Below are 19084 nucleotides of genomic sequence, written 5' to 3'. Positions count from 1 at the left end.
AATATTAAAAAGTAAGGGTTGCTGACCTAATGAATAATATTAATTTAATTCCATATCTGACATTCGAAAATACAAAGGAAGCCTTGGCCTATTACCAAGACGTTTTTGGTATTACCGATATTCAGCGGGAATCCCCAAATGAAAAACAGGCAGAAGACATGTCGCTGAATGCGGATGTTAATCTCGACGACCTTACTTTGCAAGGCAGCTTCAAGATCCTTGGCAAGCAGGTGTTTTGTGCGGATAGTTTTCTAGGCAAGCCCGTGGTCTCCTCACTGATTTCATTAATGATTGAAGTGGATTTACACGACTCGGAGGCTTCGTCTGCCCTGCAGAAACTTTACGATCGAGTTGTCGAGTCAGAAGAAGTTAAAGTGATTGTAACTTTTGAAAAGAAGTCTTCCGGTAATAAGTACGGACAGATTGTTGATAAGTATGGGATCACTTGGATTTTTAACGCAGTTAAATAATACCAAGTGAGTTGGGGCTGAAAACAAGATTGTTGTTTTCAGCCTTCTTTGCATAAAAAGGGGGGAATTGAGATGACAACATTTTCAAACGTTAAAGGCGTTTTATTTGACCTTAATGGGATCATCACAGATTCATGGCTGTATCATAGTAAATCGTGGCGCCAGGTCGCCGAAAGCATCGGCGTTCAGTGGAGCGACCAGCTCGAAGAGGCCATCAAAGGGCGGGACCGAATTGATTCACTTAACGCAATTTTGAGCGCTGGTGGCTTGGAAGACGCCTATTCCGATCAACAAAAAGAGGCCCTTGCCGACAAGAAAAACGCCATTTATCAACAAATGCTCGAAGTGATGAATCCCAATGATATTTTACCCGGAATTCACGATTTCTTAGCCGAACTTAAGCAAAATGGCTACAAGATGATCATCGCGTCAGCATCTGCCAACGCGCCAAAGGAAATTCAAAAATTAGAACTGGAAGATTATTTTCCATTGATTGTCGACTTAAATCAAATTAAGCATAATAAGCCCGCCCCTGACGTTTTCTTGAAGGCAGCTGAGATGATCGGCTTATCAGTTGATCAATGTGTCGGCATTGACGACGGGGTTGTCGGCGTCGAATCGATTAACGCGGCCGGCATCGTTTCAATTGGGGTTGGCGATCCTAAGGTGTTGAAAATGGCCGACATTCATTTTAGCTCAACCAAGGATTTGACGTTGGCCAATATTCGTCAAGCTTGGCCTAAATGATTGGTAAGGTAATCCTTCAACACAACCGCCTGATTGTTTTCGCGGTCCTTTGCACCATAGAGGAAAATCACGTCAGTCGTTTTCAACTTATCAGCGATTAACGCAGTAAACTCAGCCGTCTTTGGATTGGCATCCAATTCCGCAATATACTTGGTTTTGAACTCGGAAAATTTTTGGGGATCGTGTGAGAACCATTGGCGCAGCTCTTTGGACGGGGCAACTTCTTTCTCCCATTCGTCCAATTTAGCATTAACCTTTGAGATTCCCCGTGGCCACAAGCGATCGACCAAGATTCGGTAGCCTGATAAATCTTGGGGTTTATCATAAATTCGTTCCAATTTGATTTGCATCGTAAAACCTCCGTTAACTTATTTTGAAAGGCGTGACACTTTTGAAAGAAGACCCGTTTTATTCCAGCGGCAGCACAGATGAAATTTCCAAAAAACTTCTGGGGATGCTGCTTACATATGAATCGCCCGAGGGGCTGGTAGGTGGCTGGATTGTTGAGACCGAAGCCTATATGGGGCAACAGGATTCGGCGGCCCACGCATTTAAGGGGCGACGAACACCATCCAACGAGCCGTTATATGGGCCTCCAGGTACAGTGTACATCTATTCGATCCACGGACGATACCTCTTGGATGTCGCTGCCCAACCAAAAGGTGTTCCACAAGGGATTCTGATTCGGGCAATTGAACCGACAATTGGTATTGACATCATGATGAAAAATCGTGAGAAGCACGGCGTAGATTTAACCAACGGCCCCGGCAAATTGATGGAAGCCTTTGGCATTGCCGATAAGAAAATGAATATGGAAATCTTTGGTGACAGTCAGCTTGATATTCACCAAAACGACAAAAAAATCCCGGCTCAAATTGAAGAATCAAATCGAATCGGGGTTGCGAATCAGGGGACTTGGGCGACCAAGCCACTGAGATATTTTGTTAAGGGCAATCCCTATGTTTCAGGAATTAGAAAACGTGACGTCGATGAAACGACTCACGGGTGGGATTAGTTGTTTCGGTGGGCAATCTTTGCGGATACCGCACTGGCAATCGCGCCAACAATATCATCAATAAATGTATTGGATGTGCCGTCCTTGGCTTCATCCAATTTTTTTGTCACGCCGGTTTTTTCTCGATCAATATAGCCATAATTGGTAATGCCAATTGTGCCGTAGATGTTGGCGATGTTCAGGGCGATTCCTTCGTCAACACCAAAGACGCCCGAATCGTTCATGATGATACTTTCGAGTGGTTCCTTGATTAGCCCTTGAGTTGCCAGTCGGTCCAGTTCGAGACCAACCATGGCATTATTCAACACTTCTCGTTTGTGGAGAACGTCAATCGTATCTTTTTTAACCTCATCCATTTGGATGTTTGGGACAAACTTTTTCTGCAGGTTATAGGCCATTTCAGCAATGTCTTCGTAGGTCACGCCCCGGTCCTTTAAAGCGTTAATCACAAATTCGTAGGCAGCTGTATCGGGAAACTTAAAGTTCTTATTATTCATGGAATCCTTCCTTTCGATCGTGATAGAAAAAGCCCAGGCCAAAACAATGTTTTGCCCCAGGCTTTTATGGTTTTACAAGTATTTTGAATTACAATAGATATTTTGCATCAATGTCTGGGTCTTGAGATGTTAGAATCTTTGGACCGTCTTTTGTGATTGCCAGCGTGTGCTCATACTGAGCAGATGGGGTCCCATCTGCTGAAACATAGTATGTCCAATCATCTTTTTTATCATAACGATCGGCAATTTCCCACGTACCGGTGTTCACCATTGGTTCGATGGTGATGGTCATGCCTTCTTTAAGCCGCAAGCCTTGACCTGGGACACCGTATGCAGGAACGTTTGGTTCTTCATGAATGGATGGTTGAATACCATGGCCAATCAATTCACGAACATCGCCCATGTGGTTTTCATCTTCAACGTAAGTCTGAATGGCGTTTCCGATGTCACCAAGACGATTGCCAATAACGGCTTGGTCAATGCCAAGGTACAAGCCTTTGCGGGTAACTTCCATTAACTTTTGAATTTCAGGACTCACGTCACCGACGGCATAGGTCCAGCAAGAATCACTTTCAAAGCCGTCCTTGTTCACACACATATCAACCTTAAGGACGTCACCGTTTTTCAGCTTCAAGCCCTTACGTGGAATTCCGTGGGCAACTTCATCGTTGATGGAGATACATGTGGCAAACTTGTAACCGTCAAAGCCCATTTCTGAAGGGTAGGCGTTATGTTCCTTGATGTATCGACGCGCAAACAATTCAATGTCCCAAGTGTCCAACCCAGGCTTGATCATCTTGCGGAGTTCCTTATGAACACCGGCAAGGACGGCGCCTGATTCGGCCATTTTTTCAATTTCACGTGGTGATTTTAATGTTATCAATTAATTAACTTCCTTTTTTGTTATTAAATCTAAAACGCTTCTAAATAAATTAAAACATAAAAAATGGCCAACTGGCCACATTTTAACTTAACCCATCAATGATTCCCTTTTGGAGGGCTTCCAATATCAATTTAACTTCGGTAATCTTTGAATCAACCAAGTATTGCATGGTTTCGTCTTTATCTTTCTTAGCCGAACTCATCTGGTTATTCAAAAATGTAAGTTGGGAATGAAGATATTCTGTTAAGTTCATGGTATCACCTCTCCGATGCTCTTTACATATATTATATCCTAATAGTCATTAGTTTACATTAAAACACAATTTTTACAAATAATTTGTTTGCAGATTAGAAACAATATAAACTAGAAGCGTAGGAAAAAATTGGAGGGATAGAAATGGTTAGCAATATCTGGCTTCGTTGGTTCTTTGTTCTGTTGTATCTGGTGATGGGAATTTTGCTGTACATGGGGATGAACATGGTGGTCATGTACCTGATGGTAATCGGAATGTTCTTGGAGGCACTGATTAGCTTGATCGGCTATTATCGCGATCGGTGATAGGTACATATAGAAATTGCCTTGGGTAACCTTGGCAGAGAAGAAATAACAGTCAATGATGAAGCAACAAGTTCATCGTTGGCTGTTATTTTTTGAGTTGTGGATTCATATATAGATTGTGGAAACGTGCTTCACAAGCCAGATTCTTCCGCTTAATCCGATAACCCGCTTTGACGCAAGTTCAGCGTCAAAACTGTTGTCCGATATACGGTTGAGGACAGCTTCGACGCAACTGGCACTGCGATCTAAGCCACTTTGATTAAAATCCAAATCGTGGTTAAGGTTCACTGTTATTTTGTGGAAACGTGCTCCGACGCAACTGATGCTAACTTCTAAGAAAACTTTGACTAAAACCCAGAACCAGGGTTTCAGTCAAAGTTCTCTTAGAAACCGCATCACCCGTTGCTCGTCGCACTCTCTACCAAATTTTCACCCTTTCCCCCGGTTCCATATACATCCCGTCACCAGGTTGGACATCGAAAGTTTTGTAGAAATCATCCAGATTTTTGACCTGGACATTTGCCCTTAATTCTGCCGGGGCATGGACATCTATATTTAGCAGTAACTGCTTGTACTGTTCCGTGGCCTTCATTCGCCATACCTTGGCCCAATTGATGAAGAAGTCATACAAATTATAATCTTCCTCATTTTTGGCCGCTTCGTTGGCACAGCTCAGACCACCCGCATCCGCAATGTTTTCCGACACCGTCAGCTTGCCATTGACCCTGCCGCCCGCAAATGGGATGCCGTCAAATTCTTTAATCATCTTATCGGCAAGCTTGGAGAAGTACTCATGGTCTTCTTTCGTCCACCAATTGTTTAAGTTTCCAAGTTCATCAAACAACGAGCCATTATTATCAAATGCATGAGAAATTTCATGGGCGATAACCGCACCAATACCACCGTAATTTTGGCTGGATGACTGCTTCAAGCTATAGAAAGGTGCCTGAAGGATTGCCGCTGGGAAGACAATAATGTTCTTAAATGGTTCATAATAAGCGTTTACCGTAGCCGCACTCATTTCCCATTTCGTCCGGTCGACTGGTTTGCCCAGCTTCTCAAACGTATCTTCAATGGTGATCTCCCCAAATTTGGACATGTTATCAAACAGGGTCCCGCCATCATTTTCGGGCGTCACCTTAAATTTGTATTCCAGTTGGTCGATGTGATCCGGATAGCCCACTTGAAGGGCTAATTTATCCAGCTTCAAGATTGCTTTTTCTCTGGTTTCCTTACCCAGCCAAGTGTTGTTGCTGAGGCGGTTCTTATACACGTTGATCATGTTTTTGACCATGTGCTCAACGTCCGCCTTGGCTTTTGGACCAAAGTATTTCTTGGCGTAATAGTCCCCAATCGTTTGGCCAAAGATACCTTCAGCGAGGTAGAAAGCAGCTTTCTTTTGGGGTGTTGCTTCCTTCTTGCCGGAAAGGGCTCGGCTAAATACAGAACCGGTCTGACGGAACTCTTCTGACAGGTAGCTTGAAGCTGAGCGAACCGTGTTGACCAGCATCCAATTCTTCATGTCGGTGAAGGTATCACTGTTAATCAGGCCATCAAAGCGTTCGTAGAACTTCGGCTGGGTCACGATAAGTTGCTCCGGCGCGTGGCCAAACAACGCGTCTGCCAGGTTCATAAAGTCAATGTGAGAGCTGGACTCTGAGAAGTAGGCAAACTTCTGTGGGTTGTACATTTTACTGTAGTCGGCAGATTCTTCAGCTGACTTCACGTTAGGGGCAATTTTGGCGTCAAATCGCTTGGCGGATTCGACAATCTCATCTGCTTCACTGCTGCTGTAATCAGCCAAAATCAAGAGTTGACTGGCCATTTTGGTGAAGACCGGCATCAGTTGTTGATATGCCGGATTGTTGTTCTCATAGTAAGTCCGGTCTGGTAAGAATAAGCCTGGAACCGACGCAAACAATGCGTTGACCTGGGTGTTTTTCATATCCGGTTCAACCCAGAAGCCAAACGGTAGCGGATAGCCGGCTTTAACCAACTCAGGCAATTGTTCGTTTAAATCATCAAAATTGGTGATATTCTCGATTTTTTCCAAATAGGGCTTGAGTGGATCGGCACCATCGGCATCACGCTTCTTATAGTTGCGAGCGAGTGCATAGAGCTTCAAGAATTCTGAAAATGGGGCGTCATATTGTTTCTTTTCCTCAATGATGTCATCGAGGTCGCTCATTAATTGCTTATCAATATTGTCGTTGAGGTCCATGAAGCCACCAGTCGAGGAATGATCAGCCGGAATCTCGGCGGTCTTTTCCCAGCGACCATTAACGGCTTGATATAAATCGTCTTTTAGTAATGACTTGTCAATTGAATCTTCAGTGGGTTGGTCTGCTTGACCACCATCTGCTGCATTTGCCTTAAAAATATTCAAAATAAAGCCTCCTTCGTAGAATTGTGATGTGATTTCCGCACACATTTAAATAGCGTTATTTGAAACTATTTCTATGTAATCTAGTATACTCAATATGAGAAATAAATGTGGAGAATGTCAACTTTCTCCAAGCTATTTTTCGACGTTAAACGTATGGTTACATTTGTTTAAATGATTCCTGAGGGGGCTTCACTTTGGACGAAAAAGAGATTTTTAACCGTGAAAAATCATTTCGATACAACGGGGACCGGGATTTAAAAATTAGCAAAATCCCCACTTCCGCTACGGTAGAAAATTTGAACAAGGATGATATTAAAGCAAGAATTGAGAGTAATATTCAAACGCTCCAGGATTTACAAGGGAAGTTGTACGCGCAGAACCACTTTGGCGTTTTGGTGATCTTTCAAGGAATGGACGGCTCAGGCAAGGACAGCATGATTCGCCATATCTTGAGTGGTGTTAACCCACAGGGAATTGAAGTCACCAGCTTCAAGTCGCCAACGTCAATTGAGCTGAATCATGATTATTTGTGGCGGGTCCATCGTCACGTTCCTGAACGTGGAATTATCGGGATTTTTAACCGTTCCTATTACGAAGATGTGTTGATTAGCCGCGTTCATCCGGAAATGATTGTCAGCGCCAACATTGGCAATATTACCAAGCTCGAACAGGTTGACAACAAATTTTTTGATGGCCGCTTCAAAGACATTAATTTCTTTGAAGACTATTTAACCCGAAATGGTTTCATGGTTTTGAAATTTTTCTTACACATGTCAGCCGACGAACAAAAGGATCGGTTCAAACGGCGGATTGAATTACCAGATCACAACTGGAAATTCTCTTCAGCCGACATCAAGGAGCGCCGTTACTTTAACGATTATCAAAAAGCATACGAAGACGCCATTGAGCATACGGCCAACAAGACCAATCCTTGGTATATTATCCCATCAGATGACAAATGGTACTCGCGACTCTGTGTATCCGACATCATTGATCGGCGGATGAAAGAGCTGCCGCTAAAATATCCGGATTTACCGGATTCTGAGAAGGCAAAGTTGGAAGAAGCCTTGCAGGAATTGGATGATGATGCGGTTTTAAATAACAAGAAATCCGGAAAGCACAAATCATAAATATGATCTCAATCATTAAAAAACAGGAGAGTTGCAAAAAGGCTGGATTGACCTTTCTCACTCTCCTGTTTTGTTATAACCGTTTATTTTGATCATTTTGATCTTTTGAATATTTCGACAAGAAATAAAGAATGCCAATCAGCGCAATGACCACAATTAATAGTTGCAGCCACCAGATTGGGCTGTACATGGTCGCATTACCCGCAAACAATGACATCAAGCCAACTGCTGCCGCACAAATACTCAGCCAAAAGGCCGGCTCCCGATAGAAATTATGATTATATGACATGTTCGCCATCTCCCCTGAAACTGGCAAAACGGACTTCCACTTACTTAGCTTAATTATAAACGATTTGTTATTTAAGAGGTTCAGTTTTGCATTATCATCTCACTGCTGGTATCAATATTGCTAACTGGTAGTTATTCCCACATAAGTTGCGAAATTATGTAAATGAAATTGGGTTGCGATAAAATGAAGGTAGGAGTTGACCGATAGAACACATGTTCGTATAATTAACATGGTTATATCATTTCGGGTTGTCAGGAGGTGCGTCATGAAACAAGAATCACTATTTGCTGGAAACCAAGCTGAAAATCAACCGCTTGCCAGTCGGGTCCGCCCACAAACGTTGGACCAGTTTGTCGGCCAGCACCAGCTTGTCGGTAAGGGCAAAGTGTTGCGCGAAATTATCGAAAGCGATCAGCTGCCGTCGATTATCTTTTGGGGCCCACCGGGAGTTGGTAAAACAACCTTGGCTGAGATTATTGCCAAGAAGACCCAGGCTAAATTTGTAACTTTCAGCGCGGTGACCAGCGGAATTAAAGAAATTCGAGACATCATGAAAGACGCCGAAGCTAACCGTGAAATGGGTGGAAAGACAATTGTGTTTGTCGATGAAATTCACCGGTTTAACAAGGCCCAGCAGGATGCCTTTTTGCCGTTTGTTGAACGGGGCAGTATCACATTGATAGGAGCAACCACCGAGAACCCCTCGTTTGAAATCAACTCAGCTCTACTCTCCAGATGTAAGGTTTTTGTCCTGCAACCATTGGAAACTGACGACATTGTTCAGCTGATTCACCAAACGTTAAACAATCCGGCTGCCTTTCCCAAAGAAACGATTGAAATCGACGATGATGCGGTTCAAGAGATTGCCGAATTTGCCAACGGGGATGCCCGAGTCGCGTTGAACACATTGGAAATGGCGGTTAATAACAGTTCTAAAGAAGACGGGACGGTTAAAGTTTCCACGGACAATCTGCATCAGTTGATGAACACCAAATCTTTTCTGTACGACAAACACGGTGAGGAACATTACAACATTATTTCTGCACTTCATAAGTCGATGCGAAACAGCGATCCGGATGCAGCTGTATACTGGTTAACGCGAATGTTGAGTGGCGGAGAAGATCCACTGTACATCGCCCGCCGGATGGTGCGTTTTGCCAGTGAAGATATTGGGCTGGCGGACACCAATGCCTTAAACGTCGCCATTAATGTGTTTGAGGCCTGCCAATTTTTGGGGATGCCGGAGTGTAATGTTCATTTAACTGAGTGTGCGATTTATTTATCGCTGGCGCCAAAGTCAAATGCGGTCTATAAGGCGACGCTTGGAGCCGAGCAGGATGTGAAACACTCGATCAATGAGCCGGTTCCCCTGCAATTACGAAACGCGCCAACGTCGTTGATGTCAAAGCTTGGGTATGGTAAGGGATACCAGTACGCCCACGAATCGACCGATAAGTTGACGACGATGCAGACCATGCCGGATTCATTGATTGGTCACACTTACTATGAGCCAACTGATCAAGGAAACGAGGTCCGTTTCAAGAAACGATTGGCACAAATTAAAGCGTGGGAAAACGCCCACAGAAAAGAGTGATCTCATGGCAACATTTAAGTTAATCAAAGGCGACATTACGACGATGACTGTTGATGCAATCGTCAATGCTGCAAATACAGCCCTTAGCGGCGGTGGCGGTGTTGATGGGGCGATTCATCGTGCTGCCGGTCCTGAGCTGGACGAGGCGTGCCGCAAATTAAACGGCTGTCCAACAGGTGAGGCGAAGGTAACCCCTGGGTTTAAGTTACCAGCCAAATTTGTCATTCATACGCCGGGACCTATTTGGCATGGCGGAAAGAACAACGAACCACAGCTTCTTCGAAACTCATATGTGAATAGTTTGAAACGGGCGGTTGAGAATGATTGCCAAACGGTAGCATTTCCGTCGATCAGTACGGGGGTCTATGATTACCCGTTGGATCAAGCAGCCAAAATCGCAATTGACGCGATTGAAAGTTTTGATGCGCCCTTGGATGTGACAATGGTCTGCTTTGATTCGGGAACCTATGCTGCTTATAAAAGAGAATTAGATGAGAAATCAAACGAGAATGCGGGATAGAAAAACCACTATTTGACACACAGTTGCACTAAGTATTTGGACAAGAAAGAGCCGGGGCAAAACATTTTGTTTTGTGCCGGCTCTTTTTAAAACACCGATCTAAGAATTTGATATTCTAATTTTTGATTGACTTTAAATAAGAACCCCATTAGAATTTTATTAATACTAAAAAGTTACGTGTCCATGTAACGAAAGGGGTGTGATCAATCAATGAATGGAGAACTAACTGTTTCCGCGGCTTCAAAGGATACATTGCCAACAGTGTTTGGATACATCGGCATTGGGCTGGCGTTTGGGATCGTTGGCAAAGCTTCTGGGTTAAGTCCACTGTTAGTAACGTTGATGTCAATCATTACATATGCCGGTTCCGCGCAATTTGTCATTGTCAGTATGCTGGTCACCCACAGTCCCATCCTGTCGATCATCTTTTCAGTCTTTCTGGTCAACTCCCGGATGATTTTGATGAGCACGACGCTGTCACCGTACTTCAAACACGAGAGTATGCTGAAAAATATTTTGGTGGGGAGCCTGCTGACAGACGAAAGCTTCGCCCTGGGGATGAATAAGTTAAACTATTCTGAAAATCATTTGAACTTCCCTTGGTTTAATACGGCCAACGTTATTTCTTACATGACTTGGATTATCTCATCTTTAGTCGGTGCTGTGCTGGGAAACTTTATCAGCAATCCCGAAAAATTCGGGCTTGATTTTGCATTGGTCGCAATGTTTATTGGGCTGCTGTATTTGCAACTGATTAGTGACAAGTCGATTCAGTTCAAGCTACAGCTAATCGTGGTCGGCTTTGTTCTGGTAGCGATCTACTTTGGCCTGGTCTTTATTCCGAGCAGCTTGTTAATCTTGCTGGTCACGTTGGTAGCCTGCAGCTTTGGGGTGGTGATGAAACATGCCTTCTTTTAATTTTGTACTGCTGACGATTGTTGGGACTGGCGTGGTGACCTGGTTATCGAGGATTATACCGTTTGTCGTTTTGAAAAAGTTCCAGTTATCCAAAGGCGTGATCGAATTTTTGAGTTTTGTTCCGATTGCGATTATGTCGGCACTGTGGTTTGAAAATATTTTTGTCCAGCATATCGGGCATCTGCCATCAATCGAATGGGGCAATTTTTTGGCGTCGCTTCCGACTGTTGCATCCGCAATGATTTCAAAAAACCTGTTAGTGATTGTGATCGTTGGTGTCATTTCACTTGGGGTTATCAGGTTATTAATGGGATAGATCGTTTGTAAGAAAGCAAAAAAGTTGGCAAGCTGCCAACTTTTTTGTTATTTCAAATATTTTCGACTGAATGATGATTATTTAAAGAGATGGATCAATCATAATCTTAACTTGTGATTTGTCGGTTGATAATGCCTTGATTCCTTCTTCGAGGGCATCGTCTAAGCTGACTTTCTTGGTAACAACTTTCTTAAACAGGTCTTTGTGGTTGTCGATGATTCCTAAAACGTTAGGGAATGAATTGTTGTAGCACAGAGTCGTGATAACGTCCTTACCCTGCATAATCAAGTCATCAGTCATGTTCATGGTTACTGGCTTTGCGTACAGCGCAACAACTTGAATAATTCCTGTTCGTTTGGTTACCTTGAGTGCGGAGTCAAAGGTTGCTTGAACACCCGCACATTCGAAGGTAATGTCAACGCCGTTTGGCAAGTCCTTCTTGATAATAGCTTCAACGTCGTCTTTGCTTGGATCCAAAGCGTTTTCAATACCTAATTCCTTGGCCTTATCCAAACGAACCTTGGAAACATCAACGATATAAACGTGGTTGGCGCCAGCAATTTTAGCTAACACAGCTTCCAATAAGCCGATTGGGCCGGCACCCATCACGGCAACGTTTTGACCTTCACGTAAGTGGCTCTTCTTAATGGCTTCGTAAACAACAGCAGTTGGTTCTGCCAAAGCACCTAATTCAAAGTCCATGTCTTCAGGCATCTTGTGGGCAAATACGCCTTGAACGTTGGCAAATTCAGCCATCCCACCGTCTTCTGAGAAGCCTAAGAAGTTACCGGCACCATCAGTTGAAACTGCTTTGTTACAGAAGTTGTAGTTTCCGGCCCGACAGTTTTCACATTTTCCACAGGCAAGTAATGGTTCAACAGCCACGTGATCGCCAACTTGTAAGTCATCGACATCTTTTCCAACTTTGACAATTTCACCTGAGAACTCATGGCCTAAGGTGATGGGAACGGTTTTGCCGGTTAGTGGATATGGAACGGTTGGCAGGCCCCAGCCTTCGAGGTAGGCATGAAGGTCACTTCCACAAATTCCACAATATTTAACTTTAATTTGAACTTGATCATCTTTAGGTTCTGGAATTGAAACGTCTTCAACCCGAATATCTTTTTCACCATAAATGCGAACTGCTTTCATAATGTAGCCTCCTAAAATGAAAAATTTCTTACCATCAACACCTTTAGTTTACACCCCGGAGAAACCGCTTACAATATTATATGCGATAAATTAATATTACATTCACAAACAACAAAAGAAGTGGTGAAAAAGATTGCCATGGTGGGCATGTAAAGGTTATCATTGTATGTGTAGTACCAATTATTTTGGCTAGAAATCCGTGAGTTGGAGGAGATCATGATCGAAGCAATTAAATGTTCAGATACGCGGGCAGTTCATGAAAGTTATGTCTTTCCTGCACAACTAAATAACAATCAAATTCAATTTGGCGGTGAGACATTACGTATTTTGGATGCGAATGCCGGCTTGGCTGGTGTAAAATTTTTGCCTGGGGACTTGTCGTTTGTGACGGCGGGGTATGATCACGTCCAGTTTTTGTCGCCGGCAAGGCCAAATGAAATTCTGACCTGTATTTCATACGTCACGGGTAGTCACAAACGGGCGGTGGAAGTGTTCACAAAATTTTTAACCACCGATACGCATACCAAGGAAGTCCAACTTGCATTCATGGCCTTTTGTACCTTGATTGTCACGAATGATCTCAACGACATTCATTTCCCGAAGTTGATCGCGGAAAACGATGAGGAGCAGTATCTGTTGGCGAGTTATGATGAGCGCTTGAAGCAGCGTGATGCGGAGTTGGCTAACAATAAAGTGATTCGTGGGCACCTGAACTTGAAGTAGATTTGAGACTAGATTCATGTTTATTACTTCACAGAATGGTAAGATTAATTTAGATAGAAGATTATGGAGGTGTTGGATATGTTTGAAACAATTTTAGTTCCGGTTGATGGTAGTCAAAATGCGATGAGAGCGGTCGAAGAAGCTGCTGATTTGGCAAAGACGTTTGGATCGACGTTGCAAATTGTCTCGGTGGCAAGTGATCAACGGTACGTTCAGTATGGGGTCACGCTGGGCCAGGATGTTATGGAGTCGTTCCGTGAACGTGGCGAGGAAATTTTAGATGATGCAAGAGAGATTGCGGAGAAAAAGGGCGCCAAGGTCGAAACCCACTTCGTAGTTGGGGTTCCCAAGATTCAAATTGCAAAGGAACTACCAGAAAAGATGGGTGCATCGCTAATTGTGATTGGAAAATCGGGTGTAAACGGCATATCCAGGGCCATCTTAGGATCGACAACAGCATATGTCGTCAGACATTCGACGGTTAATGTGATGGTGGTGGATTATAAGAAGTAGAGTGCGACGAGCAACGGTTTGACACGGAGAACTAAGGGAGCTTTGATTTAAATCCTGATTTTGGATTTGAATCAAAGCGTCTTAGATCGTAGTGTCAGTTGCGTCGGAGCACGTTTTTTCTATGTAAAAGAAAAACAACTGGCAACAACGGGGTTTAACGCTGGGTTTGCGTTGAACCCCGTTGTTGGACTAAGCGGAGGAAACTGGCTTGGTTCGCACGTTTCGGCTAGGTAAAAAAACACGCGTGAACTCAAAACCATTTTGAAAGACAATAACAGGCACAGCATATACAAGGAGCAAGCGTCTCAAATCCCATAACCGGGTGTGAGTCACTTGCCCCTTATTTGTCGTCTACTCCATAGAGACTGAAGTACTTATAAAAAAATAAACCGCTAAGCCCGCATCCAATCATCATATTCACAAATACTTCCTCGAAAAACTTTCACTTTCCTAACGTTTCCAAAAAATTGTCAAAATTTTCACGGTCAAATGGTACAATAACTCTAAAATTAGTTGAAAAGATGTGCATTATGGATACTAAATTAACGAGTAAAATGACCTGGATTCAAATCATCTTGGTGATCGCCTTCTGTTTTCTGGCGGCCTTTTTCTGTCAGCATAACGACGGGTTATACCGCCAACCGATTTTTCAAGTAAACCGCGTTGAAAACGGTAAGGCCGTGAAAATGACTGACGAATTTCATAACGTTGATTATTACCATTCGCAGAAACTGTATGGGCAAATCACCAATGGGACATACGCCGGTAAAAAGTTTTCGATCAATAATTCATATTCTGATTCCCATGCCATGGATCACGAGTATAAAAGGGGCCAGAAATTATTTATTACGCTTCACACTCAGCCCAAGCTGCACGCAACTGTAAAGGACATGAAGCGTGACGCACCAATTGCCTTTTTGTTCGCCATTGCGATCAGCTTGTTATTTGTAATTCTCAAGCTGCGGGGCGTTACCGTGATTTCAAGTATCGTGATTAATACAATTTTATTTTGGATCGCGGTTAAAATTGATCACAACAATAACGGGTCGGCCGTGATTTTGATTTTCAGTATTCTGGCAGTTGTCTTTTGTTTTGTGACCTTACTGTTGGTCATGGGGTGGAGCAAGAAAATGTTAGTCACGCTATCGGCGGTTCTTTGCGCGACGGCCGCAACCATTTTGATTACGCTGCTGGTGTTCGCTGTGACCCATGAGCGCGGGGTCTATTATGAGTCGATGCAGTACGTGACGCAGCTGCCCAAGCCGTTATTTATCGCAGAGGTCCTGATTGGCGTTCTTGGGGCCGTTATGGATGAGGCTACGGACATCATCGCATCGTTAGCGACCTTGAAGCAGGAACGACCGCAGCTGTCGAAGATGGACATCTTTAAATCCGGCCGCCAAATTGGAAAATCAATCATGGGGCCTTTAATCAATGTCTTGTTCTTTATCTTCATGGCGGAAACGTTGCCGATGACATTGTTATATTTGAAAAATGGCAACTCCTGGCACTACTCGTTTTCAATGAATATGTCTTTGGGGATGACCTCCAGCCTGATCAGTGGGATTGGGATTGTGTTGACGGTGATATTGTCCAGTCTGTTTGCCGGGCTTTGGATCAAAGGAGATGAACGCTGATGGGCTCAATTACCGCATTAGGGATCGTTTTGCTCATTTTGATGATTATTGTCGGTGGCAAACAAGGTGTTACCTCGTTTCTCAGTATGGTCGTCAATTTTGGCATTTTATTTTTCACGATTGTTTTGATCGCGTTTCATTTACCACCGATTATCGTGACGATTGTCTCCAGCGTGATTCTTCTTTCGATCACGATCTTTTGGAGCAGTGCGAGTGATAACGCATCAACAACCGCCTTTCAAGCGTCCGTTATTATTCTGATTTTAATTGTGGTGATTATTATCCCAGTCGAATATTGGGCCCAGGTGGGGGGCTTTGGCTTGGAAGACAGCGAAGAGCTCGAGGGCCTGTCCACATACGTCGGCATCAACTTCACTAAAGTAGCGATTGCGACCGCGATCTTAAGTTCGCTTGGGGCGGTTGCGGAAGCGGCGATTGCCATTTCCTCTGGACTTGATGAAATTGTTACTCAGCACAAAGAAATCACCAGTTCCCAGTTGTTCTTAGACGGAACGATTATTGGTAAACAAATCATCGGAACGGCGGTTAACACATTATTTTTCGGCTTCTTTGGCAGTTCGCTGGCACTATTCATTTGGTTTTACGGGTTAAATTACTCATTCGGTGAAATTTTAAATGACAAGGTGTTTGCCGCGGAGCTGATTGCCATTGTGATTTCGCTAATTGGCGTGGTCACCACGATTCCAATTACCACTTGGATTATGAGCTTTAAGCTGAAACGACTTCATAAAACCCAGTTAAAGGAATGACAACAGGACTTTGCTACCAGGGGGAAACAATAACTATTTTGGGGTAGTATTTCTTCTTGACTGTTACGTCGAGAGACAGTTTATATTAATGATTGTTTAAAGTGTTAAGATATTAATACTTAACACGCGTAATATAAATGAGGTGAATACGGTGATTGAATTTTCTCACGTGACAAAAACATTTGACGGCCAGGATGCACTAAAAGACCTTAACCTCACCATTCATGATGGTGAGCTTTTTGTGTTGGTTGGTCCCTCTGGGAGCGGTAAAACGACATTGCTTAAGACAGTCAACCGCTTGGTGGTACCAACCAGCGGATCAGTTAAGATTGACGGTCAAGACGTTGCCGACAGCCATTTACAAAAGCTACGGAGACACATTGGTTACGTGCTTCAGACCGGAGCCTTGTTCCCGAACATGACGATCGAGCAAAACGCCTCGATTCAACTTGATAATTTGGGTTGGGATCCAGCGAAAAAGCATCAACGAATTGTTGAGTTGATGACCAAGGTGAATTTGGACCCCGACCAATTTCTGTCACGGATGCCAAATGAGCTTTCGGGTGGGGAAGCTCAGCGAGTCGGGATTGTTCGGGCATTAGCCGGACGTCCCAAATTGGTGTTGATGGACGAGCCATTTAGTGCGCTTGACCCGGTTTCTCGAAGACAGCTCCAGAAAATTATTCTGAATTTACACAAACAAATTGATACCACCATCGTGTTCGTCACCCATGATATGCACGAAGCGTTTCTGTTGGCCGACCGATTAGCCGTCATTCACAACGGCGTCTTGCTTCAGGTGGGTGAACCGGATTACATGATGGCCAACCCAGCGGACGCGTTTGTCAAACGCTTCTTTGACGTAGATGTTTCGGGTCACCGACTATTAAAACAGGTGATTGATTCAGGCCTGGGACGACCGAAAGCCGATGGTGATGCCGTTATTAAGCTACAAAACAGCCAAACCGTCTACGAGTGGGCAGGGTTGCTGGAACGAATCCCTGGCCAGTTGGTGGAAGTTGACGGGCAGGTGCTGTCTCAAGGCGATCTGATCTCCTTTGTTGCTGATTTAGGAAAGGGGGTCGACTGATGATTGATTCTGTCATCAATTACACCAGTAAAAATGCCGGGGCGATTGGTCAAGCACTCTGGCAACACGTAGAAATTTCCTTAATTGCAATTTTAATCACCATTGTCATTGCGATTCCGTTGGCTGTTGCCCTCGTTAATCGCCCAAAAATCGGTGAGTTGGTTTCTCAGGTTGCCGGTGTTATTCAAACGATTCCCAGCTTGGCGGTATTGGGAATTTTGATCCCATTTGTGGGTATCGGAACGGTCCCCGCAATTATTGCATTGGTGTTGTATGCCATTATGCCGATTTTTCAAAATACCTATGCCGGGTTAACCAATATTGATCCAGTATTGTTGGAAGCTGCCGATGCGCTTGGGGTAACCAGACGCTTTAAGCTCTTTCGAATTGCGTTGCCACTGGCGATGCCGATGATTTTGTCGGGAATCCGAATCGCAACGGTTTTGGTCATTGGGACTGCGACGTTAGCTGCCTTGATTGGAGGTGGTGGCCTGGGAACCTATATTTTATTGGGAATTCAAACCAATAATAATGACGCCTTAATCATTGGTGCCGTATTATCAGCGATTTTAGCGTTGCTGGCAAGTTGGCTGATTAAAATCCTTTCCAAGGTTTCTTTCAAAAAACTGATCTTTGGCACTTTATCACTGCTGATTCTTGGTGGTGGGGCGATCGGCTGGTCAATTCTGGCGCAACCCAGCCAAACCATCACAGTTGCCGGGAAAATGGGCGGTGAGCCTGAAATCTTGATTAATATGTATAAGGACCTGATAGAGCAGGACAACCCACGAACCAAAGTACAGCTGAAGCCAAACTTTGGCGGCACCAGCTTTTTGTTCAAGGCCCTCAAAAATGGTCAGATTGATGTTTATCCAGAGTTCACGGGAACTGTTTTACAATCACTCGTTAAGACACCCAAGGAGATCAATTCGAACCCCCACAAGGCTTATTTGGATGCTAAGCAAGCGTTGAATAATGAATTTCAAATGACTTATTTGAAGCCGATGGCCTATCAAAATGGCTATGCGATTACGGTCCGGCGATCGACCGCTCAAAAGTATCATCTCAAAACTATCGCTGACCTGCGGCGGGTGGGCAATCAGCTTCGGGGTGCTTTTGATCCTGATTTCTACCAGCAATCTGATGGTTATCCAGGATTACAGAAAGCCTATCATATTCAGCTTAAATCAGTTCGAACGATGGAGCCGTCATTGAGGTACATCGCGCTGGCGGATGGCCGGGTGGACGTGACTGACGCCTACACGACTGATCCACAGATTCGTGAATATCACTTGGTTGTTTTGAAGGATTCGAGAAGCTTCTTTCCACCATACCAAGGCGCTCCGTTGATGACCAAAAAGTTTGCGACCACCCACCCGAAAGTGGTCCGCTCGCTTGATCGACTGGCCAACAGGATCACGACAACGGATATGCAGGAAATGAACTATCAAGTAACGGTTAAGCACCGCAACGCTGCTGATGTTGCGAAGGATTATTTGGAGGAACATGGGTTGTTGAATAAATAATAAAAGAGAGTGTGAGTCAAACCGCTTAGCTTCGGAGCATTAATGTGATCATCAGTTTTGACGCTGGGGTTGCGTCGAAACTGATGATCGGATTAAGCGGACGAAGCTGGTTTGAGGAACACGTTTAGAGTGCGCAACGAACCGTTCAGCTACTAGACGCTGCACTCCGTTTGCGGTCGTCGGAGCATTAATGTAATCATCAGTTTCGGCGCGATCTTGCGGCGAAGCTGATGATTATATTAAGCGGAGAAAGTTGGTTCGTGGAGCACGTTTAGAGTGTGAGTCAAACCGTTTAGCTTCGGAGCATTAATGTGATCATCGGTTTTGACGCTGGGGTTGCGTCGAAACTG

At 44.1% G+C, this 19084-nt stretch carries 22 protein-coding genes; 15 read left to right on the top strand and 7 right to left on the bottom strand.

Annotated elements, in window-relative coordinates; all coding sequences use genetic code 11:
* The first annotated feature begins 29 nt into the window (after positions 1-29).
* Positions 30-470, top strand: coding sequence for a VOC family protein (locus FC51_RS08275; protein ID WP_057910677.1), 441 nt, complete (start codon positions 30-32; stop codon positions 468-470).
* Between the two features lie 72 nt (positions 471-542).
* Entirely contained in the window at positions 543-1217 is a 675-nt protein-coding gene (pgmB, locus tag FC51_RS08270) for a beta-phosphoglucomutase (RefSeq protein ID WP_057910676.1), read from the top strand.
* On the opposite strand, the gene FC51_RS08265 is transcribed toward pgmB, so the two are convergent.
* Positions 1199-1567 (bottom strand): DUF488 domain-containing protein, encoded by a 369-nt coding sequence (locus FC51_RS08265; RefSeq protein WP_057910675.1) that lies wholly within the window; start codon positions 1565-1567, stop codon positions 1199-1201. The two genes, pgmB and FC51_RS08265, sit on opposite strands and share 19 nt — an antisense overlap.
* A gap of 41 nt (positions 1568-1608) precedes the next feature.
* Between FC51_RS08265 and FC51_RS08260 the strand changes: the two genes are divergently transcribed.
* Positions 1609-2232 carry a DNA-3-methyladenine glycosylase gene (locus FC51_RS08260; RefSeq protein ID WP_057910674.1) on the top strand — a complete coding sequence of 208 codons (624 nt, stop codon included), beginning with the start codon at positions 1609-1611 and terminating at the stop codon, positions 2230-2232.
* Here the strand turns inward: FC51_RS08260 and FC51_RS08255 are convergent.
* The 3 genes from FC51_RS08255 to FC51_RS12460 form a co-directional block, all read right to left on the bottom strand.
* Positions 2229-2729, bottom strand: a complete 501-nt coding sequence (locus FC51_RS08255; protein WP_057910673.1) for a phosphatidylglycerophosphatase A family protein — start codon at positions 2727-2729, stop codon at positions 2229-2231. The genes FC51_RS08260 and FC51_RS08255 overlap by 4 nt on opposite strands.
* Before the next feature lie 88 nt (positions 2730-2817).
* A complete protein-coding gene (gene map, locus FC51_RS08250; protein WP_057910672.1) occupies positions 2818-3612 on the bottom strand; it encodes a type I methionyl aminopeptidase in 795 nt (264 codons plus the stop codon).
* 82 nt (positions 3613-3694) lie between these two features.
* Positions 3695-3865 carry a hypothetical protein gene (locus tag FC51_RS12460; protein WP_169790220.1) on the bottom strand — a complete coding sequence of 57 codons (171 nt, stop codon included), beginning with the start codon at positions 3863-3865 and terminating at the stop codon, positions 3695-3697.
* 143 nt (positions 3866-4008) lie between these two features.
* On the opposite strand from FC51_RS12460, the gene FC51_RS12455 reads away from it, so the two are divergent.
* Positions 4009-4170, top strand: coding sequence for a hypothetical protein (locus FC51_RS12455; RefSeq protein ID WP_167547568.1), 162 nt, complete (start codon positions 4009-4011; stop codon positions 4168-4170).
* A 418-nt stretch (positions 4171-4588) separates the two neighbouring features.
* Here the strand turns inward: FC51_RS12455 and FC51_RS08245 are convergent, their stop codons facing one another.
* Positions 4589-6601 carry a M13 family metallopeptidase gene (locus FC51_RS08245; protein WP_057910671.1) on the bottom strand — a complete coding sequence of 671 codons (2013 nt, stop codon included), beginning with the start codon at positions 6599-6601 and terminating at the stop codon, positions 4589-4591.
* A gap of 149 nt (positions 6602-6750) precedes the next feature.
* Between FC51_RS08245 and FC51_RS08240 the strand changes: the two genes are divergently transcribed.
* A complete protein-coding gene (locus FC51_RS08240; RefSeq protein ID WP_057910670.1) occupies positions 6751-7686 on the top strand; it encodes a PPK2 family polyphosphate kinase in 936 nt (311 codons plus the stop codon).
* Positions 7687-7759: 73 nt separating this feature from the next.
* Here the strand turns inward: FC51_RS08240 and FC51_RS08235 are convergent, their stop codons facing one another.
* Positions 7760-7975, bottom strand: a complete 216-nt coding sequence (locus tag FC51_RS08235) for an NfeD family protein (RefSeq protein ID WP_057910669.1) — start codon at positions 7973-7975, stop codon at positions 7760-7762.
* Between the two features lie 265 nt (positions 7976-8240).
* Between FC51_RS08235 and FC51_RS08230 the strand changes: the two genes are divergently transcribed.
* From FC51_RS08230 to FC51_RS08215, 4 genes are all read left to right on the top strand, one after another.
* Positions 8241-9569, top strand: a complete 1329-nt coding sequence (locus FC51_RS08230; protein WP_057910668.1) for a replication-associated recombination protein A — start codon at positions 8241-8243, stop codon at positions 9567-9569.
* Between the two features lie 4 nt (positions 9570-9573).
* Positions 9574-10089, top strand: coding sequence for an O-acetyl-ADP-ribose deacetylase (locus FC51_RS08225; protein WP_057910667.1), 516 nt, complete (start codon positions 9574-9576; stop codon positions 10087-10089).
* Between the two features lie 210 nt (positions 10090-10299).
* Positions 10300-11007 carry an AzlC family ABC transporter permease gene (locus tag FC51_RS08220; RefSeq protein ID WP_057910666.1) on the top strand — a complete coding sequence of 236 codons (708 nt, stop codon included), beginning with the start codon at positions 10300-10302 and terminating at the stop codon, positions 11005-11007.
* Positions 10994-11323: an AzlD domain-containing protein gene (locus FC51_RS08215; protein ID WP_057910665.1), complete on the top strand. Its 330-nt coding sequence runs from the start codon at positions 10994-10996 to the stop codon at positions 11321-11323. Before FC51_RS08220 ends, FC51_RS08215 begins: the two co-directional genes overlap by 14 nt.
* Before the next feature lie 81 nt (positions 11324-11404).
* Here the strand turns inward: FC51_RS08215 and FC51_RS08210 are convergent, their stop codons facing one another.
* A complete protein-coding gene (locus FC51_RS08210) occupies positions 11405-12475 on the bottom strand; it encodes a 2,3-butanediol dehydrogenase (RefSeq protein WP_057910664.1) in 1071 nt (356 codons plus the stop codon).
* Between the two features lie 216 nt (positions 12476-12691).
* On the opposite strand from FC51_RS08210, the gene FC51_RS08205 reads away from it, so the two are divergent.
* From FC51_RS08205 to FC51_RS08180, 6 genes are all read left to right on the top strand, one after another.
* Positions 12692-13198 carry an acyl-CoA thioesterase gene (locus tag FC51_RS08205; RefSeq protein ID WP_057910663.1) on the top strand — a complete coding sequence of 169 codons (507 nt, stop codon included), beginning with the start codon at positions 12692-12694 and terminating at the stop codon, positions 13196-13198.
* Between the two features lie 78 nt (positions 13199-13276).
* Entirely contained in the window at positions 13277-13711 is a 435-nt protein-coding gene (locus FC51_RS08200; RefSeq protein WP_057910662.1) for a universal stress protein, read from the top strand.
* A gap of 521 nt (positions 13712-14232) precedes the next feature.
* Positions 14233-15348: a YibE/F family protein gene (locus FC51_RS08195; protein WP_057911262.1), complete on the top strand. Its 1116-nt coding sequence runs from the start codon at positions 14233-14235 to the stop codon at positions 15346-15348.
* Complete coding sequence (locus FC51_RS08190; RefSeq protein ID WP_057910660.1) at positions 15348-16118, top strand: YibE/F family protein; 771 nt, start codon at positions 15348-15350, stop codon at positions 16116-16118. Before FC51_RS08195 ends, FC51_RS08190 begins: the two co-directional genes overlap by 1 nt.
* A gap of 151 nt (positions 16119-16269) precedes the next feature.
* Positions 16270-17208, top strand: coding sequence for an ATP-binding cassette domain-containing protein (locus tag FC51_RS08185; RefSeq protein ID WP_057911261.1), 939 nt, complete (start codon positions 16270-16272; stop codon positions 17206-17208).
* The gene (locus tag FC51_RS08180) at positions 17208-18734 is read left to right on the top strand and encodes an ABC transporter permease/substrate-binding protein (RefSeq protein ID WP_057910658.1); all 1527 of its coding nucleotides are present in this window, start codon (positions 17208-17210) and stop codon (positions 18732-18734) included. The genes FC51_RS08185 and FC51_RS08180 overlap by 1 nt, the downstream gene beginning before the upstream one ends.
* The last annotated feature ends 350 nt before the right edge of the window (positions 18735-19084 follow it).

The organism is Lentilactobacillus parabuchneri DSM 5707 = NBRC 107865 (assembly GCF_001435315.1).
GTDB lineage: Bacteria > Bacillota > Bacilli > Lactobacillales > Lactobacillaceae > Lentilactobacillus > Lentilactobacillus parabuchneri.
The sequence above is the reverse complement of the archived record's forward strand: the minus strand, read 5'-3'. Positions and strand labels throughout refer to the sequence as shown.